21 protein-coding genes are annotated in these 24,519 nt (G+C 68.9%); 17 read left to right on the forward strand and 4 right to left on the reverse strand.

Annotated features, from left to right (window positions below; translation table 11 throughout):
* The first annotated feature begins 3 nt into the window (after positions 1 to 3).
* From VFK57_14660 to VFK57_14715, 12 genes are read left to right on the forward strand one after another with little or no spacing between them, the layout of a single operon-like run.
* Positions 4 to 741 carry an FAD-dependent oxidoreductase gene (locus VFK57_14660; protein ID HET7696952.1) on the forward strand — a complete coding sequence of 246 codons (738 nt, stop codon included), beginning with the start codon at positions 4 to 6 and terminating at the stop codon, positions 739 to 741.
* Positions 725 to 1,720, forward strand: coding sequence for a GDP-mannose 4,6-dehydratase (locus VFK57_14665; GenBank protein HET7696953.1), 996 nt, complete (start codon positions 725 to 727; stop codon positions 1,718 to 1,720). The genes VFK57_14660 and VFK57_14665 overlap by 17 nt, the downstream gene beginning before the upstream one ends.
* Positions 1,713 to 2,492: a glucose-1-phosphate cytidylyltransferase gene (gene rfbF, locus VFK57_14670; protein HET7696954.1), complete on the forward strand. Its 780-nt coding sequence runs from the start codon at positions 1,713 to 1,715 to the stop codon at positions 2,490 to 2,492. The genes VFK57_14665 and rfbF overlap by 8 nt, the downstream gene beginning before the upstream one ends.
* A complete protein-coding gene (locus VFK57_14675) occupies positions 2,477 to 3,529 on the forward strand; it encodes an NAD-dependent epimerase/dehydratase family protein (GenBank protein ID HET7696955.1) in 1,053 nt (350 codons plus the stop codon). The genes rfbF and VFK57_14675 overlap by 16 nt, the downstream gene beginning before the upstream one ends.
* Positions 3,516 to 5,831: an N-acetylneuraminate synthase family protein gene (locus VFK57_14680; protein HET7696956.1), complete on the forward strand. Its 2,316-nt coding sequence runs from the start codon at positions 3,516 to 3,518 to the stop codon at positions 5,829 to 5,831. The genes VFK57_14675 and VFK57_14680 overlap by 14 nt, the downstream gene beginning before the upstream one ends.
* Positions 5,828 to 7,639, forward strand: a complete 1,812-nt coding sequence (locus VFK57_14685; protein HET7696957.1) for a thiamine pyrophosphate-binding protein — start codon at positions 5,828 to 5,830, stop codon at positions 7,637 to 7,639. Before VFK57_14680 ends, VFK57_14685 begins: the two co-directional genes overlap by 4 nt.
* A complete protein-coding gene (locus VFK57_14690) occupies positions 7,640 to 8,617 on the forward strand; it encodes a Gfo/Idh/MocA family oxidoreductase (protein ID HET7696958.1) in 978 nt (325 codons plus the stop codon).
* Complete coding sequence (locus VFK57_14695; protein ID HET7696959.1) at positions 8,614 to 9,438, forward strand: SDR family oxidoreductase; 825 nt, start codon at positions 8,614 to 8,616, stop codon at positions 9,436 to 9,438. The genes VFK57_14690 and VFK57_14695 overlap by 4 nt, the downstream gene beginning before the upstream one ends.
* A complete protein-coding gene (locus VFK57_14700; protein ID HET7696960.1) occupies positions 9,435 to 10,628 on the forward strand; it encodes an FkbM family methyltransferase in 1,194 nt (397 codons plus the stop codon). Before VFK57_14695 ends, VFK57_14700 begins: the two co-directional genes overlap by 4 nt.
* Complete coding sequence (locus VFK57_14705; GenBank protein HET7696961.1) at positions 10,625 to 11,818, forward strand: methyltransferase domain-containing protein; 1,194 nt, start codon at positions 10,625 to 10,627, stop codon at positions 11,816 to 11,818. Before VFK57_14700 ends, VFK57_14705 begins: the two co-directional genes overlap by 4 nt.
* Positions 11,811 to 12,767: a glycosyltransferase family 2 protein gene (locus VFK57_14710; GenBank protein ID HET7696962.1), complete on the forward strand. Its 957-nt coding sequence runs from the start codon at positions 11,811 to 11,813 to the stop codon at positions 12,765 to 12,767. Before VFK57_14705 ends, VFK57_14710 begins: the two co-directional genes overlap by 8 nt.
* Positions 12,748 to 13,746 carry a lysylphosphatidylglycerol synthase transmembrane domain-containing protein gene (locus VFK57_14715; protein ID HET7696963.1) on the forward strand — a complete coding sequence of 333 codons (999 nt, stop codon included), beginning with the start codon at positions 12,748 to 12,750 and terminating at the stop codon, positions 13,744 to 13,746. Before VFK57_14710 ends, VFK57_14715 begins: the two co-directional genes overlap by 20 nt.
* Here the strand turns inward: VFK57_14715 and VFK57_14720 are convergent.
* Together VFK57_14720 and VFK57_14725 are read right to left on the reverse strand one after the other, a co-directional pair.
* Entirely contained in the window at positions 13,677 to 15,986 is a 2,310-nt protein-coding gene (locus tag VFK57_14720; GenBank protein ID HET7696964.1) for a YfhO family protein, read from the reverse strand. The genes VFK57_14715 and VFK57_14720 overlap by 70 nt on opposite strands.
* Before the next feature lie 164 nt (positions 15,987 to 16,150).
* Entirely contained in the window at positions 16,151 to 17,050 is a 900-nt protein-coding gene (locus tag VFK57_14725; protein ID HET7696965.1) for a VWA domain-containing protein, read from the reverse strand.
* 74 nt (positions 17,051 to 17,124) lie between these two features.
* On the opposite strand from VFK57_14725, the gene VFK57_14730 reads away from it, so the two are divergent.
* Both VFK57_14730 and VFK57_14735 read left to right on the forward strand, forming a co-directional pair.
* Positions 17,125 to 18,933: a carbon starvation protein A gene (locus VFK57_14730; GenBank protein HET7696966.1), complete on the forward strand. Its 1,809-nt coding sequence runs from the start codon at positions 17,125 to 17,127 to the stop codon at positions 18,931 to 18,933.
* On the forward strand, positions 18,934 to 19,395 hold the full coding sequence (locus VFK57_14735) for a DinB family protein (GenBank protein ID HET7696967.1): 462 nt from the start codon (positions 18,934 to 18,936) through the stop codon (positions 19,393 to 19,395).
* 64 nt (positions 19,396 to 19,459) lie between these two features.
* On the opposite strand, the gene VFK57_14740 is transcribed toward VFK57_14735, so the two are convergent.
* Positions 19,460 to 20,116 (reverse strand): GDSL-type esterase/lipase family protein, encoded by a 657-nt coding sequence (locus VFK57_14740; protein ID HET7696968.1) that lies wholly within the window; start codon positions 20,114 to 20,116, stop codon positions 19,460 to 19,462.
* Positions 20,113 to 22,068, reverse strand: coding sequence for a membrane dipeptidase (locus VFK57_14745; GenBank protein HET7696969.1), 1,956 nt, complete (start codon positions 22,066 to 22,068; stop codon positions 20,113 to 20,115). Before VFK57_14745 ends, VFK57_14740 begins: the two co-directional genes overlap by 4 nt.
* Positions 22,069 to 22,159: 91 nt before the next feature.
* Between VFK57_14745 and VFK57_14750 the strand changes: the two genes are divergently transcribed.
* From VFK57_14750 to VFK57_14760, 3 genes are read left to right on the forward strand one after another with little or no spacing between them, the layout of a single operon-like run.
* Positions 22,160 to 22,942: an FTR1 family protein gene (locus VFK57_14750; GenBank protein HET7696970.1), complete on the forward strand. Its 783-nt coding sequence runs from the start codon at positions 22,160 to 22,162 to the stop codon at positions 22,940 to 22,942.
* A 50-nt stretch (positions 22,943 to 22,992) separates the two neighbouring features.
* A complete protein-coding gene (locus VFK57_14755) occupies positions 22,993 to 23,397 on the forward strand; it encodes an OsmC family protein (protein ID HET7696971.1) in 405 nt (134 codons plus the stop codon).
* Positions 23,394 to 24,497, forward strand: a complete 1,104-nt coding sequence (locus VFK57_14760) for a heparan-alpha-glucosaminide N-acetyltransferase domain-containing protein (GenBank protein ID HET7696972.1) — start codon at positions 23,394 to 23,396, stop codon at positions 24,495 to 24,497. The genes VFK57_14755 and VFK57_14760 overlap by 4 nt, the downstream gene beginning before the upstream one ends.
* The last annotated feature ends 22 nt before the right edge of the window (positions 24,498 to 24,519 follow it).

Raw genomic sequence — 24,519 nt, forward strand, 5'->3', positions numbered from 1 at the left:
GCGATGGCCGTCGCGCAGAAGCTGCAATGCGCGGTCGAGCGCATCGTCGACCACGGCGAGCACGTGTATACGCTCGTCCTGCGGCCGGACCGTCCGGCGCCGCGCTTCCGCGCCGGGCAGTTCCTGCACCTCGCGCTCGATCCGTACGATCCGACCGGCTTCTGGCCCGAGTCCCGCGTGTTCTCGATCGCCAGCTCGCCGGACGACCGCTCCGCGGTACGGGTCACTTACGCGGTGCACGGGCAGTTCACCGCGCGGATGGAGTCGGAGATCCGGGAGGGGGGCCGCGTCTGGATCAAGATGCCGTACGGCGATTTCGTGATCGACAGTCCCGGAGACGTGGTGCTGTTCGCCGGCGGGACCGGCATCTCCGCCTTCACCGCCTATCTCGAAGCGTTGTCGCCGCCGGCGAGCGATCGGTCGTACGTGCTCGGCTACGGCGCGAGGACGGCGGAGTTGCTGATCTACAAGGACGTCGTGGACCGGTCGGCGGCGCGCGTGCCGGCGCTGGACGTGACCTGGTTCGTCGAGACCGGAGCGATTCCGTCTTCGCGGATCGGCGACCCGACGCGCTGGCTTCCCGGGCGCGTGTCGGTAGCGGCACTGTGGACGCAGATCCGGCGTCCGCGGGAGAGCGACTTCTACATATCGGGCCCGCCCGCGATGCTCGCGGCCGTTGCGGCGGACCTGCGGGCGCGCCAGGTCGCGCCGGAGGCGATCCACATTGACGCCTGGGAATAGCGCGGCGTCGACCTTCTGGCGGGACCGTCCGGTGCTGGTCACCGGGGCGACCGGCTTGCTGGGGTCGTGGCTGGTGCGCCAGCTGCTGGCCGCGGACGCGGACGTGGTGGCCCTGGTGCGCGACTGGGTGCCGCGCTCCGAACTGGCGTCGAGCGGTCTGCTCGAGCGCGTCCGCGTCGTCCGCGGCGACGTTCGCGACCAGGAGACGATGGAGCGCGCGCTCGGCGAGTACGAGATCGCGACGGTCTTTCACCTCGCGGCGCAGACCATCGTCGGCGTCGCCAACCGGAATCCGGTCTCGACGCTCGACACCAACATCCGCGGCACCTGGGCGGTGCTGGAGGCGTGCCGCCGCACGCCCACCGTCGAGCAGGTGATCACCGCCTCGTCCGACAAGGCGTACGGCGATCAGGAGCAGCTGCCGTATCGCGAGGACGCGCCCGTTCTCGGGCGGCATCCCTACGACGTGAGCAAGTCGTGCGCCGATCTGCTGTCGCAGATGTACGCCAGGACCTACCGGCTGCCGGTCTGCGTCACGCGCTGCGGCAACTTCTATGGCGGCGGCGATCTGAACTGGAATCGCCTGGTCCCCGGCACGATTCGATCGGTGCTTCGCAACGAGCGTCCGATCATCCGATCGGACGGCCGCTACACGCGCGACTACATCTACGTGGAAGACGGCGCCCGCGCCTACATGACGCTTGCGGAACAGCTGGCGATCAAGCCGAAGCTCGCCGGCGAGGTGTTCAACTTCTCGTACGAGCGCCGCATGACGGTGCTCGAGCTGGTCGATCGCCTGCTCGAGGTGATGGGCTCGTCACTGCGGCCCGACGTTCGCAACGAGGCCTCGAACGAGATCCGGGACCAGTACCTCGACGCGAGCAAGGCCAAGGCGCTGCTCGGGTGGGCGCCCGCGTTCGCCTTCGAGACCAGCCTGCGCGAGACGGTGAATTGGTACAAGAGGTACTTCGGTGGCTGACGCGCGCATTCCGGTGGTGATCCTCTGCGGCGGCGCCGGCACGCGGCTCTCCGAGCAGACCGAGATCCGCCCCAAGCCGCTGGTCGAGATCGGAGGCCGTCCGATCCTCTGGCACATCATGAAGCACTACTCGCGCTACGGCTTCAACGAGTTCGTGCTCGCGCTGGGCTACAAGGGGGATCAGATCAAGCGGTACTTCCTCGGGTATCACGCGGTGTGGCAGGACATCACGGTGAACCTTGGCGACGGCAGCGTGACGTCGCTCAACAACAACCAGGAGCCATGGAAGGTCCACCTCGTCGACACCGGGGAGTCGACGCTGACCGGCGGACGACTGCGGCAGTTGCGGCCGCTGATCGGCGGCGGCACGTTCATGCTGACCTACGGCGACGGCGTCGGCGACGTGCCGCTCGACGCGCTCCTCGCGTTCCATCGCTCGCGCAAGGGGCTGGTCACGCTGACCGCGGTGCGGCCGCCGGCGAGGTTCGGCGCGCTCGAGTTCGACGGCGATCGCATCCGCCACTTCAAGGAGAAGTCGACGCTGCACGAGGGCTGGATCAACGGCGGCTTCTTCGTGGTCGAGCCGGCGGCGCTGGACTACATCCACGACGACGTCATGTGGGAGCACGCGCCGATGGAGGCGCTCGCCGCCGCCGGCCATCTGGTCGCCTATCGCCACGAGCAGTTCTGGCAGTGCATGGACACGCTGCGCGATCTTCGCTACCTCGAATCACTCTGGGACGCCGGGAAGGCGCCGTGGAAGACCTGGTAGAGGACCTCGATGGCGTGCTGGCGCAGACCGGCGGGCTGTGGAACGACCTCCGCGGCGCGCGCATCCTGGTTACCGGCGGCACCGGATTCTTCGGCTGCTGGATGCTGGAGACGCTGCTGCGCGCGAACGATCGGCTCGGCGTCGGCGCGTCGGCAGTGGTCGTGACCCGCGATCCGCGCGGCTTCATCAGCAAGGCGCCGCGGCTCGCCTCGCATCCCGCGGTGACGCTCCAGGAGGGGGACATCCGCACCTGGTCGTGGCGCGGCGGGTCGGTGTCGCACGTCATTCACGCCGGCACCGACACGCGCCCGCCCGCCACCCATGCGGATCGGCTCCGCGTGTTCGACTCGATCGTCGAAGGCACGCGGCGGACGCTCGACATCGCGGTGCGCGCCGGGGCCGTCCGGTTTCTCATGGCGAGCACCGGCGCGGTGTACGGCCGGCAGCCGCCGAACGTGTCGCACGTGACCGAAGACTTCCCCGGCGCGCCTGACCCGGTCTCGCCGCAGGCTGCCGGCGCCGAAGCCAAGCGCGCCGCCGAGATGCTGTGCGCGCTGCATGCCGAGGGGGCGCTGCATCCGACGATCGCTCGATGCTTCGCCTTCGTCGGCCCCTATCTGCCGCTCGAGGGGCACCTCGCGATGAGCGGGTTCCTGGCGGCGGCGCTCGACGGCCGGCCAATCGAGATCCTCGGGGACGGCACCCCGGTGCGCTCGTACATGTACGCGTCCGATCTGGCGGCGTGGCTGTGGACCATCCTGCTGCGCGGCGAGCGCGGCCGCGCCTACAACGTCGGCTCGGAGCACGCCGTCTCGATCGCCGACGCCGCCCGCGCCGTGGCCAGGATCGCCGGCAGCGCCGGCGGCGTGACGATCGCGAAGCACGCGCCGGTCGGGCCGGCGGAACGCTACGTGCCCTCCACCGAGCGGGCGCGAACCGAACTGGGAGTGACGATGACGGTGGACTTCGACGAGGCGCTGCGGCGGACGGTCGCCTGGCACCGCGCGCGCCGCGGATCGCATCATGGCGCCCACTGAGCGGGCGCTCCGGATCGGAGCGCGGACGATCGGCCACGACGAGCCCTGCTACGTGATCGCCGAAGTCGGCATCAATCACAACGGCGACCTGGCGATCGCCAAACAGCTCGTCGACGCCGCGATCGACGCCGGCGCCGACGCGGTCAAGTTCCAGAAACGCAAGCTGCGCGAGACCTACCGCGAGGAAATCGTCGATCAGCCGCGGCACGGCGAGCAGGGGCTGCAGTACATCGTGCCGCTGTTGATCGAGTTCGAGCTGTCGGACGATCAGTTCCGTGAGCTGTTTGGCTACTGCGAGAGCCGCGGCATCACCGCGATGTGCACGCCGTGGGATCGCGCCAGCGTCGATTTCCTCGAGACCTGCGACCTCGCGGCCTACAAGATCGGCTCGCCGGACCTGACCAACTTCCCGCTCATCGAATACGTGGCCGCGACACGCAAGCCGATGCTCCTCTCGACCGGCATGTCGACCGAGGAGGAGGTCCGGCGAACGCTGGCGTTCCTCGAGCAGTGCGGCGCGGAGTACGCGCTCTTCCACTGCGTCAGCACCTACCCGGCCGCCGCCGAGGAGATCAACCTCCGCTTCATGGAACGCCTCCGCGAATGGTCGGGGCGTCCCGTCGGCTACTCCGGCCACGACACCGGCACGGCGATTTCGCTGGCCGCGGTCGCGATGGGCGCGCGGATGCTCGAGCGGCACCTGACCCTCGACCGGACGATGCGCGGGCCCGATCACAAGGCCAGCCTGGAGCCGCCGCAGTTCGCCGAACAGGTGCGGGCGGTGCGCGAGGTCGAGCTCTCGCTCGGCGTGCCGCACCGCTGGATCACGCGCGGCGAGACCCTCAACCGGCGCGTGCTCGGCAAGAGCCTGGTCGCGGCGGCCGACATTCCGGCGAACACGCCGATCTCGCGCGCGATGCTGACGAGCAAGAGCCCCGGTCTGGGCCTGTCGCCGCAGTTCGTCGACAAGCTCGTCGGCCGCCGGCTGCCGCGGCCGATCGCCCGGGACGAGATGTTCCGGCACTCGGACATCGAAGAGGCGGTGGCCGGACGCGAGTCGGCCGCGATCGACATCGGCGCGCCGTGGGGCATCGTCGCCCGGTTCACCGATTTTGCCCCGCTGGAAGACGCCTTCGTGCCCCTGGGCATGAGCTTCGTCGAGTTCCACGTCAGCGATCGGGATCTCGACGCCGGCGCCGCCGCCTACCACGGTGGTCCGAAGCCGTTCGGCTTCGTCGTCCACGCGCCCGAGTACTGCCACGACACGCTGATCGATCTCTGCGCCGCGGACCCGGCGCAGCGCGAGCTGTCCACGCAGCGCATCCAGAAGACGATCGACCTCGCCCGGGACCTCGCCCCGCTGTTCCAGTGGGACCGGGCGCTGTTTCCACACGGACCGAAGATCGTCATGCACGTCGGCGGCATGTCGCCGAAGCCGGGCGGCTACGACGTCGATGCCGCCAGCGCGCGTCTGCTCGGCGCGCTCGAGAAGCTCGACACCACTGGCGTCGACCTGCTGCTCGAGAACCTGCCGCCGTATCCCTGGTACTTCGGCGGGCGCTGGTTCGGCCACGTGCTCTGCGACCCCGAGAACACGGTCCGCCTGGTCCGCGAGTCCGGTCTCGGCCTCTGTTTCGACACGTCGCACGCGGCGCTCGAATGCGCGAAGAGCGACGTCAGCCTCTTCGAGTTCGGCAAGGCGGTCGCGCCGTACGTCCGGCACCTGCACGTGTCGGACGGCGCCGGCACCTCCGGCGAAGGGCTGCAGATCGGCGACGGCTCGATCAACTTCGTCGCGCTGCTCTCGGTGCTGCTCGAGACGAAGCCGACCGTCATCCCGGAGATCTGGATGGGGCATCACGAGAACGGGCTGGCCTTCCGCACCGCGCTCGAGCGCCTCACGGAGGTCCGCTGGGCGACGACGGTGCTCGGGCGCGGCAGCGATCGCCGCACGCGTCCGGATCTGCGCGCGCTGACGGTCACCGCCGACGCGACGATCTTCACGACGCTGCGGGTCATCGACACCAACCGCCACGGCATTGCCTTCGTGATCGACCACGACCGCCGCGTCGTCGGGGTGGTGACCGACGGCGACATCCGCCACGCGTTCGTCCGCGGCATCAACCTGCACGACGAGGTGACGCAGGCGATGACGCGGACGTTCGTCCACGGCGAGGCGGGGATGTCCGCGGCGCAGCTCCGCGAGCGGCTGCCCGGGCGGACGCGGGTGATGCCGATCCTCGACGCCGCCGGACGGCTGGTGGACTATGCCAGCCTCGAGACGCTGGGTGACAAGCCGTGAGCGTGAAGCTGTCCGACTGGGTGTTCCGCTTCCTCGCCGGCGAGGGGGTCCGCCACGTGTTCATGCTCACGGGCGGCGGCGCGATGCACCTGAATGATTCGGTCGGCGCCTCCGACGACATCGAGTACATCTGCACGTCGCACGAGCAGGCGGCGGCGATGGCGGCGGAATCCTACGCCAAGGTCACCGGCGGCCTCGGCGTGTGCCTGGTCACCGCCGGCCCGGGCGGAACGAACGCCATCACCGGCGTCGCCGGAGCCTGGCTCGACTCGACGCCGATGCTCGTGCTGTCGGGGCAGGCGAAGCGCGCCGATCTGAAGGGCGCGACCGGCGTGCGCCAGATGGGCGTGCAGGAAGTCGACATCGTCTCGATGGTGACGCCGGTTACGAAGTACGCGGTCACCGTGATGGACCCGAACGAGATCCGGTTTCACATGGAGAAGGCGGTGCACCTGGCGCTGACGGGGCGCCCGGGACCCGTCTGGATCGACCTGCCGCTCGACGTCCAGGGGGCGATCGTCGACGAGTCGTCGCTGCACGGCTTCGATCCGGCGGACGAACCGCTCCGCGGCCTGGCGCCGGCGGACAAGATCGCGGCATCCGTGCAGCGCGCCATCGAGCTGCTCGACGCGGCCGAGCGGCCGGTGGTGCTCGTCGGCAACGGCGTTCGGCTCGGCGGCGCGCGCGAAGAGATGCGGCGGCTGATCGATCGTCTCGGCGTCCCCGTGCTCACGACGTGGCCGGCGCACGACATGGTGCCGGACGATCATCCGCTGATGGCCGGCCGGCCGGGGCCGCTGGCGCCGCGCGGCGCCAACTTCACGCTGCAGAACTCGGACTGGCTGCTGTCGCTCGGCGCGCGGCTCGACCTGGTCGTCACCGGCTACTCGCCGCAGCACTTCGCGCGCGCCGCCCGCAAGATCATGGTGGACATCGACGCCGCGGAGCTGCGGAAGATGGGCGGGGCGATCCAGGAGCCGGTCTGCGCCGATGCGAAGACGTTCATCCTGGAGATGCTGCGGCAGATCGATCGCGTGAAGCCGCGCGATCGGTCCGGCTGGGATCGCCGGTGGCGCGGCTGGCGGGGAAAGTACCCGGTGGTCCTGCCGGAATACCGGAACCTGCCCGCCGGCGTCAGCACCTACGTGCTCGCCGAGGCGATCGGCGAAGCGTCGGCGCCCGACGACGTGATCGTGTCCGGCAGCTCCGGCGCGGGCATCGAGATCTTCTGTCTCGCCGTGCGCCTCAAGGAAGGACAGCGTCTGTTCCTCACCACGGCGCTCGGGGCGATGGGCAACGGCCTGCCGGGCGTGATCGGCGCGTGCGTCGCGAACCGCCGGCGCCGCACGATCAGCGTGGACGGCGATGGCGGGCTGCAGCTGAACATCCAGGAGCTGGAGACGGCGCGCCGCCTCGGGCTGCCGATCAAGCTGTTCGTGCTGAACAACGACGGGTACGCGTCGATCCGGACGTCGCAATCGCGATACTTCGGCCGGCTGACCGGGGCGGATGCCAGCAGCGGCATCACCCTGCCGGAGCTGCGCGGCGTGGTGGAAGCGTACGGCCTCCCCTACGCGCGTATCGACACCGATCGCGGTCTGGCGGCGCGCGTGCGCGAGCTGCTGGACGCCCCCGGACCGATCGTCGTCGAAGTGATGACGCCGCGCGAAGAACCGCGGGCGCCGAGCATGTCGTCGATGCGGAAGGCGGATGGCTCGATGGTCTCGAAGCCGCTGGAGGACCTCTGGCCGTTCCTGCCGCGGGACGAGTTCCTCTCCAACATGATCGTTCCGCCGATCGAGGAATGAGTGCGCATTCTGATTGCCGGCCTCGGCGCGATCGGGCAGCGGCACGCCCGCAACCTGCGCGCCATCCTTGGCGATCGCCTGGAGCTGCTCGCCTACCGGCAGCGGCGGCTGCGGCACGTGATCACGGAGGGGCTGCGGCGTGACGCCTCGCGCGACGTCGAGTCGGACCTGGGCATCCGCGCCTTCGAGGATCTCGACGCGGCGCTGGCCGCGCGTCCCGACGCGGTGTTCGTGTGCACGCCGTCGAGTCAGCACGTCGACGTCGCGCGGCGTGCCGCCGACGCGGGGTGTCATCTCTTCATCGAGAAGCCGGTGTCGCACACGCTCGACGGTCTCGATCGACTGCAGGCGGCCGTCGGCGCGAAGCGCCTCGTCGCGCTCGTCGGCTGCCAGTGGCGCTTTCATCCGGGCATTCGTGCGTTACGGGAGACGCTCGGCAGCGGAAGGATGGGTCCACCGGTGATGGCCAGCATCGAGTACCGGGAGTACCTGCCCGACTGGCACCCGTACGAGGACTACCGCACGTCGTACGCCGCCCGCGCCGATCTCGGCGGCGGCGTCGTGCTGACGCAGATCCACGACTACGATCTCGCGTGGTGGCTGCTCGGGCCGTTTGCGCGCGTGACGGCGAGCGGCGGGCATCTGAGCGCCCTGGAGATCGACGTGGAAGACACGGTGGATGCTCTCCTGGAAGGGGGCGCATGCCCGGTGCACGTGAACCAGACGTTCGCCGCCGGGCCGCCGGTCCGGCGGATCTCGATCGCCTGCGACAAGGGGACGCTCGAATCCGACCTGCTCGCCCCCGTCGAGGGCTTCGTCCGCAACGACCTGTTTCTCGCTGAGGCGCGTCACTTCCTGGCTTGTATCGAGGGACGCGAGCGGCCGGCGACGCCGCTGCGCGACGGGATCGCCGTGCTGCGGTTGGCTGTCGCGGTGAAGAGCTCGATGCGCAGCGGGCGCACGGTGGAGGTCAGGTGAAGCCGGGGGCCGATTTCTCGCTGGAGGGGCGCGTCGCCATCATCACCGGAGGGGCCGGCCTCCTCGGCGTCCGCCACGGTGAAGCCATTGCCGCCGCCGGCGGGATCGCGGTTCTCGCGGATCTTCGCGCCGCCGACGCCGAATCGCGCGCCGGCGGGATTGCCGCCGCCACCGGCGGCACGGCGCTCGGGCTGGCATGCGACGTCACGCGAGCGGAGTCGATAGAGGGGCTGCTGCAGTCGGTGACGTCGCGCTTCGGCCGCGTCGACATCCTCGTCAACAACGCGGCAAACAATCCGAAAGTCGAAGCGCCGGGGCAGGCGTTCTCGCGCCTCGAGAACTTTCCCCTCGATCAATGGGAGGCGGACCTGGCGGTCGGCCTCACCGGTCCGTTCCTGTGCGCCAGGATCATCGGGACCGCGCTCGCCCGCCAGGGGCGCGGCGTCATCGTCAACATCTCCTCCGAGTACGGTGTCATCGCCCCGGATCAGCGGCTCTACCTGAAGGACGGTGTGCCGGCGGATCGACAACCGGTGAAACCGGTCAGCTACACGGTCGTCAAGGCGGGGCTGCACGGACTGACGATCTACCTGGCGACGTACTGGGCGGCGGCGGGCGTCCGGGTGAACACGATCACGCTCGGCGGCGTCGAGAGCGGCCAGCCGCCCGACTTCATCGCGCGCGCTGCCGGCAGGATCCCGATGGGCCGGATGGCCCGTCCGCACGATTTCCAGGGCGCGCTGGTCTATCTTTGCTCCGACGCCGCGGCGTTCGTCACCGGCGCCAACCTGGTGGTCGACGGAGGAAAGACGATTTGGTGACGACCGCCCGGACGGAGCTCGACGCGCTGCTGTCGCGGCACGTCGCGACCCAGCAGCAGGCGGAGCGCCGCGAGTTCGATCGCCTGTCGGGCGGCAGGCCCGTCGTCCTCATGGGCGCGGGCGGGCTCGGCCGCCGCACGCTCGCCGGCCTGCGCCGGCACGGCGTCGAGCCGCTGGCGTTCGTCGACAACGGGCCGGGCAGGCACGGCACCACGGTCGAGGGGGTGCGGGTGCTCTCCGCGGCTGCGGCAGCGCGGGAGTTCGGGCGCACCGCGGCGTTCGTGGTGACGATCTGGGGTGCGCACAACCGCCACCGTTTCGCCCAGTCCCGCGACCAGCTTCGCGGGCTCGGCTGCGACGTCGTCTTTCCCTTTCCGCCGTTGTTCTGGAAGTACGCCGACGCACTGCTGCCGTTCTACCTGCAGGACCTGCCGTCGCACGTGCTGCAGCAGCGCGAAGAGGTGCGCCGGGCGTTCGACGTCTGGGAGGACGGCGCGTCGCGTGCGGAGTACGTGTCGCAGGTACGCTTCCGTCTCGACGCCGACTTCGACGGGCTGGCGCGTCCCGTCGACCACCCGCAGTACTTTCCGCCCGACCTGTTCGCCTGGCGCGACGACGAGTGGATTGTGGACGGCGGCGCCTACGACGGCGACACGGTGCGGACGCTGTCGCAGCTGTACGGCAGCCGATTCGGCCACCTGCTGGCGGTCGAACCCGACCCGGGAAACTTCGCCCGGCTGCAGGCCGTCGTCGAGCAGCTGCCGCCAGACGTTCGCGCCCGCGTGGATTGCCGCCAGGTGGCGCTCGGCGCCGAAGCGCGGACGCTCTATCTCGATGCCACGGGAACAGCGGCGAGCGCGGCGCGCACGGACGCGGCTGCCGGCGCCGTGGCCGTGCAGGCGGAGACGATCGATGCGCTCGTCGGGCAGGAGCGGCCGACGTTCATCAAGCTCGACATCGAGGGGTTCGAAGTCGAGGCGCTGCACGGCGCGCGCGGCACCATCCGCCGCCACGATCCGATTCTCGCGGTCTGCGTCTACCACGTACAGGATCACCTCTGGAAGATCCCGTTGATGCTGCGCAGCTGGCGCGACGATTACGCCTACTTCCTGCGTCCGCACAACGAAGAGGGGTGGGATCTGGTGTGCTACGGGATCCCCCGCGCGCGCCTGGCGAGGAGCACGCGATGAGCGACGCCCCGCACCGCGACTGCCCGGTGTGCGGCTCGCCGGATCGGCGCGTCGTCTTTCGGCAGGAGTTCGCCGCGGTCGAGCAGGCGACGCCGATCACCGGCTACGACGTGGCGGTGTGCGAGCGCTGCGGCGCCGCCTACGCGGACGGCATCCCCGGCCAGGCGGCGTTCGATCGCTACTATCGCGAGATGTCGAAGTACGAGTACGCGCAGCGCGGCGGGGAAGAATCCGAGTACGACGCCCGGCGTCTCGCGGTGATCGCCGACGTCGTCGCGCCCCGCCTCCCGTCGCGTGACGCGCGGGTCCTCGACGTCGGCTGCGCCAGCGGGCGGCTGCTCGCGAACCTGCGCGAGCGCGGCTTCCCGAACGTGACCGGCCTCGATCCGTCGCCGGCGTGCGCCGCCACGGCGGCGAGGCTCTACTCGATTCCGGTGCGCACGACGACGCTGGCCGGGATCGCCGCGTCAGGCGAGCGCTTCGACGTCGTCATCATGGTCGGCGTGCTCGAGCACCTGCGCGATCTGGAGAGCGCCTTCGCGCAGGTGCGCGCGCTGCTCGAGCCCTCGGGTCTGTTCTACGTCGAAGTGCCGGACGTCACCGCGTTCGCGGACTGGCCCAACGCGCCGTACCAGGACTTCAGCACGGAGCACATCAACTTCTTCTCGCCGGTCTCGCTGCGCAACCTGATGCGGCGCCACGGGTTCGCCGAGGCGTTCCTCGAGCAGAACCATCGCGAGCAGAGCTACCGGACCGTGATGTCGAACATCTCCGCCTTCTACCGCAGGGAGGAAGAGATGCCGCAGCACATCGAGTTCGACGCCGATACCGCCCTCGGCCTCGACCGCTACCTGGCGGCGTGCGCCGCGGACGAGCGCCGCCTGCACGAGAAGATCGACGCCGTCGTGGACGCGAAACAGCCGATCCTGGTGTGGGGCGTCGGCACGCACACCAGCCGGCTCATGGCGACCAGCCGCCTCGCCGAGGCCGACATCGTGGCGTTCGTCGAATCGAACTCGCGCTATCACGGCAAGCTGCTGCACGGCCGGCCGATCGTGGCGCCGGAAGCGCTGCGCGAGAGACGGGAGCCGGTGCTCATCAGCTCGCGCGTGTTCCAGCAGGAGATCGCCGACCAGATCCGCACCGCGCTGGGCTGCGCGAACGAGCTGATCCTTCTCTACAATGTCTGACATCCCGCTCGTCACCGTTCTCACCCCCTGCTACAACGAAGCCGAGAACGTCCGCACGCTCTACGAGCGCGTCCGCGCGGTGTTCGCCCCCCTGCGCGAATACCGCTACGAGCACCTGTTCATCGACAACGCGTCCACCGACGCGACGGTCGCGATCCTGCGCGAGATTGCCGCGGCCGACCGGAACGTCAAGGTGATCGTCAACACGCGCAACTTCGGCCACGTGCGTTCGCCGTACCACGCGCTGCTCCAGTGCCGCGGCGACGCCGTCATCGGGATGGCGGCGGACCTGCAGGATCCTCCCGAGATGATCCCCGCCTTCCTCGGCAAGTGGCGAGAGGGCTACAAGGTCGTGCTCGGCATCAAGGAGCAGGCCGAGGAATCGGCGTTGATGTCGGCGATCCGCCGCGCCGGCTACAAGGTGATCGACCGGTTGTCCGAGGTCAAACAGGTCCGCAACAGCACCGGGTTCGGCCTCTACGACAAGGCGTTCGTCTCGGTGCTGCGGCGGCTGCCCGATCCCTACCCGTACTTCCGCGGCATCGTGGCGGAGCTCGGCTTCCGCTATGCGACCGTGCCGTACAAACAGCCGGTCAGGAAGCGCGGCCTGACCAAGAACAATCTCTACACGCTGTACGACCTGGGCATGCAGGGGATCGTCAACCACTCCCGCATTCCGCTCCGCGTCGCGACGATCCTCGGCTTCGTCAGCTCGGTCATCACGCTGCTCGTGGCGCTGGTCTACTTCGTGATGAAGATGCTGTTCTGGTACAACCTGCCGATCGGCGTGGCGCCGGTGATCATCGGGCTGTTCTGCGTCGCGTCGGTGCAGCTGTTCTTTCTCGGCGTGCTGGGCGAGTACGTGGGCTCGATCTACACGCAGGTGCGCAACCGTCCGCTGGTGGTCGAAGAGGAGCGCATCAACTTCGATGACGATCCCGCGGACTGACGCGCGGGTCCGAACCATCACCGTCGGCATCGCGGTCGCGCTCGCGGCCGTCCTGCTCTACTTCTCGCTTCGCGGCATCCAGTGGCGCGAGGTCGGGCGGATCGTGGCTGGCGCGTCAGCCCCGCGCCTGGCGCTGGTCCTCGGCATCGCCTCGCTCGCGCTGCTGCTGCGCGCCGTGCGCTGGCACGTGCTCCTGAAACGCCCGCCGGAAGACGGTCACCGTCCGCTCGCCGTTCCCGCGGTGTTCTGGGCGACCGCCGCCGGCTACTTCGGCAACAACTTCCTGCCGGCGCGCGCCGGCGAGCTGGTGCGGACGATGATGATCAGCGCACGGAGCGGCCTCGAGCTGCCGTACGTGCTCGCCACCGCGCTGTCGGAGCGCGTCAGCGACGCCGTCGTGCTCGTGCTGATCGCCGCCACCGTGCTGCTGACGATGCCCGCGCCGCCGGGCTGGCTCGCGGGCGCGATCCGGCCGTTCGGCGCTGCCGCCCTGATCGCCGCCGCAGCCATCGCGCTGCTTCCGCTGTTCGCCGCCCCACTCCAGTCGGCGGTGCGCGGCATCCCGCTGCCCGAGCGTTTCCGCACGGCGCTCTCGTCGGCACTCGAGAACGCACTGCACGGCATGCGCGCGCTCCACGATCCCCGGCGGCTCGTGCCCTTCGCCGCCCTCACCGCGGTGATCTGGACGCTCGACGCCGCCGGCGTGGTGGTCGGCGCGTCGGCGCTCGGTCTGGATGCGCCGTTCCCGATCGCGTTCCTGCTGATCGCCGCGCTGGGCTTGAGCAGCGCGCTCCCGTCGACGCCTGGATACGTCGGCATCTATCAGTTCGTCGCCGTCAGCGTGCTGACGCCGTTCGGCTTCAGCCGCAACGACGCGATCGCCTACATCCTGGTCGCCCAGGCGCTGAACTACGCGGTGATTGGATTCTGGGGGGCGATCGGACTGCTGCGGTACCGGCGCGAGCGCAGCACCGCGTAGCCTGCCGCCGCCGCCCACAGCAGCAGCAGCGCAATCGACGCGACCGTGATCCTGATGCCGGTCGCGACGCCGGGCGCGTCGTAGGTGAATCGCACTTCGTGGCGCCCCGCCGAGACTGGCACGGCGCGAACGGAAAGATTGGCGCGAATCACCGGCGCCGGAGCACCGTCGACGGTCGCGCTCCAGCCCGGGTAGTAGGTGTCGGCGAGGAGCAGATAACCGAACTGCGGTGCGTCCACCGAAACGGTCAGCGTCCGCTGGCTCTCGTGGGTGATGACGGCCCGGTCCGGCCACGTCTGCGCCGTCGGCGGTGGACCGTCCGAGATGACGAAACCAGGTTCGTGGAGGAGGATCTCCGCATCAGGGTCGAACGTGCCGTCCAGCAGCCGGGCGGCGGCCGCGCCGTCGCTCATGCCGCGCCCGTTCGGCACGAAGCGCACTCGCGCGGTGCCCTTCACACGGTAGACGAACGAATTGCCGTCGCGGCCGACATACTGCAGGTCGGTGCCGCGTTGCGGGAGCGAGCTCAGCACGTGCGTGACTCCGTAGCCCTTGAGCAGGCCGGCGAATCCGGGGTGCAGCAGCAGCGCCTGTTGCGAAGGATCGACGAGCGACATGCGCGTCGCCAGCGAGTCCTCGCGGTTGTGATCGCCCCAGACGTCCGTGTACCAGCGCGGCGCGATGCCGGCGTAGCAGTCGGCGGACGGAATGCCCCAGAAGCCCCCGCCGGTATTCGGCTGCAGGACGCCGCGCAACGTGAAGTACGGAGTGACGTCGGACCACCCTTTCGCGGCCACGAAGGCGCCGCGATGCAGCTCGCGCTGGCGCGGCGTGAAGGTCCTCGGCTGCGGCGTGTCGGCGAGAATCATCTTCGCCGTTGCCGGCGGCGCCAGCCACTCCTGCGCCGGGACCATCGGGTTCTGCCGGGGCTGGTGATACCAGAGATCGACTGCGGTCAGCGCGCAGATCGCGGCTGCGATCCAGATCGGGGCGCGTGACACAGCGGACACGCGTTCCTGCAGGTCCGCGCGCAGCCGCGTCAATCCGATCGCGCCGAGCACCGCGAGCCCCAGCTCGACGACGATGAGGAAGCGCGTGGGGAAGCGGAACATCTTGAGCCCCGGGATCAGCAGATAGGCGATCTTGAAGACCGGTGTCGCCGCGCCGAGCACGAACAGGTAGGCCAGCACCGTCATGCCGGCGAGGAACAGGACGACGGGCATCCGGCGCTGGCGCACGGCGCCGTAGATCGCGAGCAGGAACGTCAACGCGCCGACGTAGCCGTAGTCTTCCCAGAAGAACGGCGGCCCCTTGTAACTGTTATCCGAGATGTCGCCGTTGACGTAGGGAAGCAGGAACGTGAGGATGTTCGGCGGCCAGTAGGCCAGGCGTGTGGCCCACTGATAGCCCTGCTGCACTTCGGCCGCCCGATCGGAGATGCTCCCGAGCGCCGACATCGGCAGCAGCACGAACGCGCCTGCGCCGGCGCCGAGCACCACCGCGGCGCCGAGGCCGCCCAGCAGGACCAGCCACTGCCGCGGCGAGGCGTACTGCATGCGCCCCTGCAGCGCGCGGAAGAGCGCGAACGATCCGTAGACGAGCGCGCAGATGTAGGCGGATTGCGGAAATCCGGAGAGCACCTGCTGCGCGAACACCAGGCCGAACAGCGCCGTCGCGAGCGAGCGGCGTCCGCCCTCGCCCGGTCTCTCCGTGTCGGGCTTCGGCGCGACGAGCGCCCGATCGATCAACAACAGGCCGACGGGCAGCCACACGATCGTCGAGACGATCGCCAGGTGCTTGAGCTGGCAGGCAATGTAGCCGGAACCGGCGAAGGCGAGACCGGCGAGCACCGCGCCGACGCGATCGGCGCCGAACCGCCGGGCGAGCCCGTAGGCGCCGTGCGCGGCGACGAGCAGCAGCGCGATCACGAGAAGATCGAGCGCTGCGGCCGGCGGCAGGAGCGCGAATGCCCCGAGCCCGATGGGATCCGCCGACGATCCGGCGAGCGGCAGGCCCGAGCACAACTGAGCCGTCCACACCGGGAGCTCGCCGCGGCGTACCAATTGTCCTACGAGTACCCGGCCGGGAAGTTCCCCGTTGAAGATGTCGGAGGCGAAATAGTCGTCGGTAACGTAAATGACGGAGAAGGTGAGCAGGCGCCAGTAAGGCAGCAGGGCGCCGAGTGTCAGGAGCGTTCGCGCCGACAGGTCCTGGCGGCGCGGCCGCCACGGAAACGTCACGGCTACAGACTAAACCGATCCCGGCGAAGGTCCGTCTAACTCGGAGAAAGGACGGACACGAACATGCGGTACATGGACTGGGACATCTCGAGCAATGCCGAACGCCTGGTGGCGATCCTCCTGGCGGTGACGGTCGTCATCGCGCTGGTCTAGATCCGACGGCCTCACTTCGTTCCCACTGAGGCCGCGGCGACGTAACTCTTTCGCGCGCGGGCATTCATCCCGCTCTTCTTCACGCGCACTTCGAGCTTGTGGACCTTGCCGTCCAGCGCCTGTGGCGAGAACCCCAGGACGTACTGGCTGTGCAGTTCCTGCGCGACCCGCGTGAAGGTCTCGCCGAGGTCGGCGGTTTTCTTCAGTTCGAAGAAGCCGCCGCCGGTATCTTCGGCGAGCTTCTTCAGCCCGCGATCCGGCGCGCTGCGCACGCGCTGCTGCCCGTTGAAGTACTCGTTCACGAGCCCCACCGCGTACACCATCACGTCCTTCTCGCGGGCGCGGTCCATCACCCGCCCGAGCCCGACCTTGCTCGCCGTGTCGTCCCCGTCGGTGAACACCAGCACGACCTTCCGGCCCGTCTCCGGCTCGAGCTGCGTCAGGCTTTCGTCGACCGCGTCGTAGAGGCGCGTCGGGTACCCGAAGTCCAGCTCGTGCTTCAGCAGGTAGATCAGCCGATCCCGATCGTCGATGAACGTCCCGGGATGGAACTTGATCTTGTCGCTGAACTCGCCGACCTGCGCCTTGTCGTCCGGCAGGAGACGGATGAGGAACTGCTCGGCTCCATCCTTCACGAAGCTGAGGATCCCCGTCATGCTGCCGCTGGTGTCGATCATCACCGTGGTGGTGATCGGCACCGGCTTGTTCTCGAAGACGTTGATCGCCTGGGGCTTGCCGTTGTCGAGGATCTCGAAGTCGTCGATGGTCAGATCCGGGACGAGACGGCGCTCCGTATCGGTGACGGTCACGTAGACCGGGACTGAGGCGGTGGAGACCTTGATGGTCTGGTTCTGGGCCGCAATCGGCGCGGTCAGCGCCAGCGCGGTGAGGACAGGGATGATCCGTCGCATGTGTAACTCTGGAAAACCGGGCAGGTGGCTCCTCCATGATACCCCGCCGCCGGCATCGACTAGAATCGCCGGCGATGCGGGCCCTTTACGTCATTCTGCCCATCCTCGGGATCCTCGCCATCGCCTACCGCTACTACAGCGCGTTCATCGCCGCGCGGGTGATGTGCCTCGACGACCGCCGGCCGACGCCGGCGCACGTCCGCCCCGACGGGCACAACTACCACGTGACGACGCGCTGGGTGCTGTTCGGGCACCACTTCGCCGCCATCGCCGGCGCCGGCCCCCTGATCGGCCCGGTGCTCGCCGCACAGTTCGGCTACGCCCCCGGGCTCATCTGGCTGGTTGGCGGCGTCTGTCTGGCCGGCGCCGTGCACGACATGATCATCCTCTGGGCGTCGACACGCCGCGGCGGCGCGTCGCTCGCCGACATCGCCCGCTCGGAGATCGGCCCCGTCGCCGGAACCACCGCCGCCCTCGCCATCCTCTTCATCGTCATCATCGCGCTTGCCGGCCTCGGCCTGGCGGTGGTCAACGCTCTCGAGCACAGCGCGTGGGGCACCTTCACGATCGGGATGTCGATCCCGCTCGCGCTCTTCGTCGGCTGGTACATGTACCGCCTCCGGCCCGGAAAGATCACCGAAGCCACGATCATCGGCGTGGCCGGGCTGCTGCTGTGCGTGGTCCTCGGCAAACCGCTGGCCGGCTCCTCCCTCGGGCACTACTTCGAGTTCACCCGCACGCAATTGATCGTGCTGATGGCCGGGTACGGATTCATCGCGTCCGTGCTGCCGGTGTGGCTGCTGCTCGCGCCGCGCGACTACCTCAGCTCGTTCATGAAGATCGGCACCATCGGGCTGCTGATCCTCGGCGTCATCGTCGTCAACCCGGTGCTGGAGATGCCCGCGTTCTCGCAGTTCGTCGGCGGCGGCGGACCGATCGTTCCCGGCCCCCTCTTCCCGTTCGCGTTCATCACCATCGCGTGCGGCGCGATCTCCGGGTTCCACTCGCTGATCTCGTCGGGGACGACGCCGAAGATGGTGGACAAGGAATCCGACATCCGGCCGATCGGCTACGGCGCGATGCTCATGGAGGGACTCGTCGGGATCGTGTCGATCATCGCCGCCAGCGCGATGCATCCGGGCGACTACTTCGCCATCAACACCCCGCCCGCGGTGTTCGCCCAGCTCGGGCTCCAGGTGACGAACCTGCCGGCGCTCGAGGCCGCCGTGCAGGAGACCGTCGCCGGCCGCACCGGCGGCGCGGTGTCGCTCGCCATCGGCATGGCGCAGATCTTCGCCGGCCTGCCCGGCATGCGCCAGCTCGTCGACTACTGGTACCACTTCGCGATCATGTTCGAGGCGCTGTTCATCCTCACCACGATCGACGCCGGCACGCGCGTGGCGCGGTTCCTCGTCGGCGAGTTCCTCGGCCGCGCCTACACGCCCTTCTCGCGCCACGACTGGCTGCCCGGCGCGGTGGTCTCGACCCTGCTGGTGGTCGGCGCCTGGGCCTACTTCATCTGGGCCGGCAGCATCTCCACCATCTGGCCGATGTTCGGCATCGCCAACCAGCTGCTCGCCGCGGTTGCGCTGGCGGTGGGCACGACGGTGATCATCAACGCCGGCCGCGCCCGCTATGCGTGGGTGACGATCGCGCCGCTGGCGTTCGTCTCGATCACCACGCTCACCGCGGGCGCGCTGAGCGTGCGCGACAACTTCTACCCGATGGCGGTCGGCCCGGATCCCGCCAGGCACTTCCAGGGGTATCTGAACTCGACCCTGACGATCGTGATGATGGCGTGCGTGATCGTGATCCTGTCGAGCGCCGTGCTGCGGTGGGTGAGGGTGTTGAACGGGACGCTGAAGCCCGCGGAGGCAGTGTAGATGGACGAGAAGCGGCTCTTTACCGGGTTCTGGAACAAGGAATCGAAGACGACGCACAAGGTGCTGGCGCGGATCCCGGACGGATCCGATTACCGGCCGGATCCGAAGTCGCGGACAGCCAAGGAAATCGCCTGGCAGATCGTCTGCGAGGAGGGCATGCTCATCGACGCGCTGGAGACCGGCAAGGCCGAATGGGCCCCGCAGCCCGCCCCGGCGACGATGCAGGAGCTGGTCGACGCGTACGAGAAACAGAGCGCCGCCATCGAAACGCGGCTCGCGGCGCTGCCTGACGCGAAGTGGACCGGCGCCCTCGAGTTCTTCGGCCAGCAGCGTCCGGCCGCGCCCATGGCATGGAGCTTCCTCTTCGACATCGTCCACCACCGCGGCCAGATCACGACGTATCTCCGCCCCATGGGCTCGAAGGTGCCGCAGATCTACGGCCCGAGCGGCGACGAACCCTAGAGCTGGGATCGGGGATCGGGGATCAGGGATTAGGGATCGGGGATTAGGGATTAGGGATTGGGGATTATGGGTGGAGGGCGCGCAGAATCGCCGGTGCGATGGCGTCCGCCATCCTGCGATAGCCTGCTGCGTCCGGGTGCAACTGATCCGGTGAGCTCGCCAGCATGTCGGGATTGTCCGCGGCCGCGACGGCTGCGCGCGTGTCGACGACGGTCACTGGCGGATCCCCTTGTCCGGCGCGCCCGCGGATCCAGTCGTTGATCGCCTTCATCCGCGCGTTCTGATCGGGGGTCGCGGTGTTGTAGGGAATGATCGTGCCGGCGACGACCCGGATGCCCGCGGCATGGGCGCGCCGGTACATCGACTGCAGCTGATCGATGACGTGTTGGGCGGGACGCCCCTGATACACGTCGTTCACTCCGGCGACGATGACGACGACCCGAGGCTTCTGCGCGAGGACGTCCGCGTCGAACCGCGCGGCAATCTGATCGCTGCGCTGCGCGTTGATCCCCTGATTCACGACCTCCCACTCGGGATGCGCGCGCATCAGCCAGTAGGCGTACTGGCTGGTCTCGTCGCCGCTGCCGCCCGGCGGCGCCTCGCGCGGCGACTTGAACGCCGGCGTCCCCGCCGTCGTCGAGTCCCCCATCGCGACGATCCGGACGCGCGAGACCTGCGTCATGTGCGGCAGCAAGGCGGCAATCAGCAGCAGGACGATCACCCGATCACCCGATCACCCGACGACCCGCTGACTTCGATCTCGTCGACCAGCAGCTTGAGGATCAGCTCGTACTGCCGCGCCTTGCCGCCGGCGAGTCCGTCGCGCGCGCGATCCGCGGCGTTGCGGCCGTCACGGTCCCGCGCCGTCGGATCGCCGCCGGCGGCGAGCAGCAGGCGAACGATCTCGGCGTTCCCCGCTTCCGCCGCGCGCATCACCAGGGTGACGCGATGCTCGTCTGCGCCCCTCGCGTCCGCCCCCGCGGCGAGCAGCGCGCGCACCGCGTTCTCGTCTCCGGCCATGACTGCCGCCGCCAGCTTGTCGTCCCCCTTGACGTACTTCTGCGTGCCGGCGATCTGATCGATCTTCGCTTCGAAGTCCTTCAGCTTCTGCGGGCCGGCCACGTAATCCAGCACCCTCTTGCTGCGCCCTCCGGCTGACAGCGTCGTGAACACGGTCGGGTGATCGGTCATGAGCGACCGGTATTCGTCCTGCAGGTCGAAGAAGCCCTCGTCCTGCATCTCCTGGGCGAGCGCGCGGACGGCGGCAGGATCGATCTTCCACGTGTGATTGCCGGTCACCTTCACGTGCTGGCGCCCGTTGTAGGTGACAGTCCCGTCGTCGCGAAGCGTGACGGTGTACACGGGGCAGAAGCCGAAACAGGCGGTCCGCTCGAGCGTGATGGCGATCGGCGCCTGCACCGGCACGGACTGCGCCGCGGCCGGCGCGGCCGGGAAGAGCGCGACGGACGGTCCGCGCTGTTTCTGCAGACGGGCCGAGACCTTCTCGACCTCGCTCATGACGCGCAGCACGTTCCGGCCGAGGATCTTCCGCAGGTCGGCATCGCTGTACCCGCGGCGCATCAGCTCCGCGGTCAGCGCGGGGTACGCCGACACGTTGTCGAGGTTCTTGACCGTCTGCGTAATCCCGTCGAAGTCGCCGCCGACGCCGATGTGATCGACGCCCGCGATCTTGCGGATGTGATCGACGTGGTCCGCCACTTCCGCGATCGTCGCTTCGGGCGCGGGATTCGACGCCGTCCACTGCGCCATGGCGCTCTTCACGAGATCCGGCTGGTTGCCGGTCGTCTTCGAGATCTTCTCTTGCTCCGCCGTCTGCCGCCTGTTCCACTCGTTCACTTTCGGCGAGACGAAACCGGGCACGAACGTGACCATGACGACCCCGCCGTTCTTCGGCATCTGCTTCAGGATCTCGTCGGGCACGTTGCGCGGATGGTCGTTGAGCGCGCGCGCGTCCGAGTGCGAAAAGATCACCGGCGCCTGGGTGACGCGCAGCGCGTCGGCCATGGTCTCGGGGGAGACGTGGCTCAGATCGACCAGCATTCCCAGCCAGTTCATCTCGCGCACGACCTCTTCGCCGAACGGCGACAGCCCGTTGCTCTTCGGCGTGTCGGTCGCCGAGTCGGCCCACGGCGTGTTGAGCGAGTGGGTGATCGTCATGTAGCGCGCGCCGAGGCGATAGAACATCCGCAGGTTGGCGAGCGAGTTGTCGATCGAGTGGCCGCCTTCCATGCCGATCAGCGACGCGATCCGGCCGGCCTTCCGGATCCGGGTGACGTCGGCGGCCGTCGACGCCAGCTCGAACGTGTCGGGGTACTTGCGCACCATGCGATGGACGATGTCGATCTGCTCGAGCGTGGCCGTGACGGCGCTCTGTCCCTGGAGCGTCGCGGGGACGTAGACCGACCAGAACTGTCCGCCGACGCCGCCCGCTTTCAGGCGCGGGATGTCGGTCATGATCGACGGCTGCGAGACGCGGATGTCGAGCTTGTCGAGATCGCGCGCGGGATCGTGCTCGCGCAGGGCCCACGGGTAATCGTTGTGGCCGTCGATGACCGGCGCCTGCCGGTGCAGCGCGCGGGCGCGCTCGATCGGGTTCGACTGGGCCGGGAGAGAAGGCATCGCGAGCACCGCCAGCAGGGAAAGGCCGAGCATACGGAACATGGCTCAATGTTAGGGCGAATGGACCGGCGACAGAAATGCGACAGAAACCCGACTTGACCGGTCGGACTTCCGCTAATAGACTTTGAAAACAGTCATGTTCCAGGCGTTCGTCATCACCTTGCGTGAAGGCCTCGAAGCCTTCCTGATCATTGCCATCAGTCTCGCCTACCTCCGCAAGACCGGGCGCCGGGAGCTGATCCCGGCGATTCATTGGGGAATCGGCGCCTCCATCCTGCTGAGCATCGGCGCCGGGCTGCTGTTGGCGCAGGCGCGGAACCAGGCGCTCTGGGAGGGGATCCTCGGCATCGTCGCCGCGGTGCTCGTCGCGTCGTTGACGGTGCACATGTGGCGGGCGGGGCGTCACATGAAGCGCGAGATCGAAGGACGGCTGGCCGCCTCATCCGTTCGCGTCGGCCGCGCGGCGTTCTGGGGCGTGTTCGGCTTCACGCTGCTGATGATCACCCGTGAAGGCATGGAGACCGCCATGCTGATGAACGCGCTGATCTTCCAGATGCACGCGATGGACATCGTCGCGGGCGCCGCCGCCGGGACGCTGATCTCGGCGTTCATCGCGTATCTGTGGTCGCGGTACGGCCACCGCATCAATCTCGGCCGCTTCTTCCAGGTCACCGCGGTGTTCCTGCTCGTCTTCGTGGTGCAGCTCCTGATCTACGGCTTCCACGAGCTTGCGGAAGCCAACGTGCTGCCGAACAGCGAAGCGCTGCACTGGGCCACGGAACCGTACGGGCCCGACGGCGCCTACGGTCAGTACCTAACCTACCTGCTCGTCGCGATGCCGCTCGGCTGGCTCGCGCTCTCGACGATCTTCAAGCGCAATCCCCGCTCGCAATCGCAGGCGGCCTGAGCGCCGCCTGGCGGCGTCCGGCGGACCGCCGCCGGAAATAGAATGTCCGGATGAAGGCTCCGACGACCGTCGAGATCGTGTGGGAACGTGACCTCGTGTTCGCCGGCCACTCGGCCGCGGCCTCGATGGTTCTCGATAGCGCGGGGGAGGCGGGTCCCTCTCCCGTACAGGCGCTGGTGTTCGCGCTGGCCGGCTGCATGGGGATGGACCTCGTCCACATCCTCCGCAAGGCGCGCCTCGACCTGCGCGGGCTCCGCGTCGCCGTCGTCGCGGAGCGGGCGCAGGACAATCCGCATCGCGTGACGGCAGTCACGCTGGACTTCACGGTCACGGGCGCCGTGCCGAAGGACCAGGTGCAGCGCGCCATCGATCTGTCCCACGACAAATACTGCTCGGTCTGGCACTCGATGCGGGAAGACATCGCGTTCGAGAGCCGCTTTTCCGTGGCCCCATGACGTCCCCCGCCACCCGGCGGTCTTACCTGGACGTCCTGCGCGGCATCGCCGTGCTGATCATGATCGAGGCGCATGTGATCGACGCGTGGACGCGCGCCGCCGATCGCGGCTCGCGGGCCTTCGGTCAGTCGCTGATTCTCGGCGGCTTCGGTGCGCCGCTGTTCCTGTTTCTCGCCGGCATCGGAGTCGTCCTGTCCGCCGGATCGAAAGCGCGCCGCAGCGGCGATCCCGCGGCCGCCTCGCGCGCCGTGCAGAAGCGCGGCCTGCAGATCTTCGCGCTCGCCTTCCTCTTCCGCCTGCAGTCCTACGTCCTCGGCGGTTTCACTGCGCCGGCCTGGACGATGCTGAAGGTGGACATCCTCAACATCATGGGACCGGCAATGATCGCGGCGGCGGCGCTGTGGGCGCTGGCGCGCGGTCCGGTGCGCCGCGGCGCCGCTTACACGGCGGCGGCGATCGCGCTGGTGTTCCTGACGCCGGCGATCCGCGACATCGCCGCCCTCGCCGTCCTGCCGGATCCCGTCGAGGCCTATCTGCGGCCGATCCCGGGTCTGAACAACTTCACGTTCTTTCCATGGGTGGCGTTCGTGATGGCCGGGGCGGCCGTCGGCGTGATTCTCGAGGCCGCCGGCACTGCGGCCGCGGATCGCCGGGTCAACGTCGCCCTGGGGCTGACGGGGGCGGCGCTCGCGTGGATTGCCTACGAAGCGTCGTTTCTGCCGCCGCTCGACCCGCGATCGCGCTTCTGGACGACCTCGGCGAGCTTCTTCTTCCTGCGCCTGGGTCTGATGGTGGCGGCGCTCGGGGCTGCCTGGCTGTGGGAACAGCGGCCGACGGCGGGGCGGCGGTGGAGCCCGCTGCAACTGCTCGGGCGCACGTCGCTGTTCATCTACTGGGTGCACGTGGAGCTCGTCTACGGGCTGATTTCACGTCCGCTTCACGGCGCGTTTTCGCTGCCGGCGGCGTGGGCGGCGCTGGCGGCGTTCTGGGCGGCGATGATCTGGCTGGCGGCGCAGAAGCAGCGGCTGTGGGATAAGTACGTGCAGCGGCGGCGTTTACACGGGAAGCTCAGCGAGAAGGTTCTAGCCTTGATGTTCTAGCGCCGACACAATATAAACATGC

Source organism: Vicinamibacterales bacterium (assembly GCA_035699745.1).
Classification (GTDB): domain Bacteria; phylum Acidobacteriota; class Vicinamibacteria; order Vicinamibacterales; family 2-12-FULL-66-21; genus JAICSD01.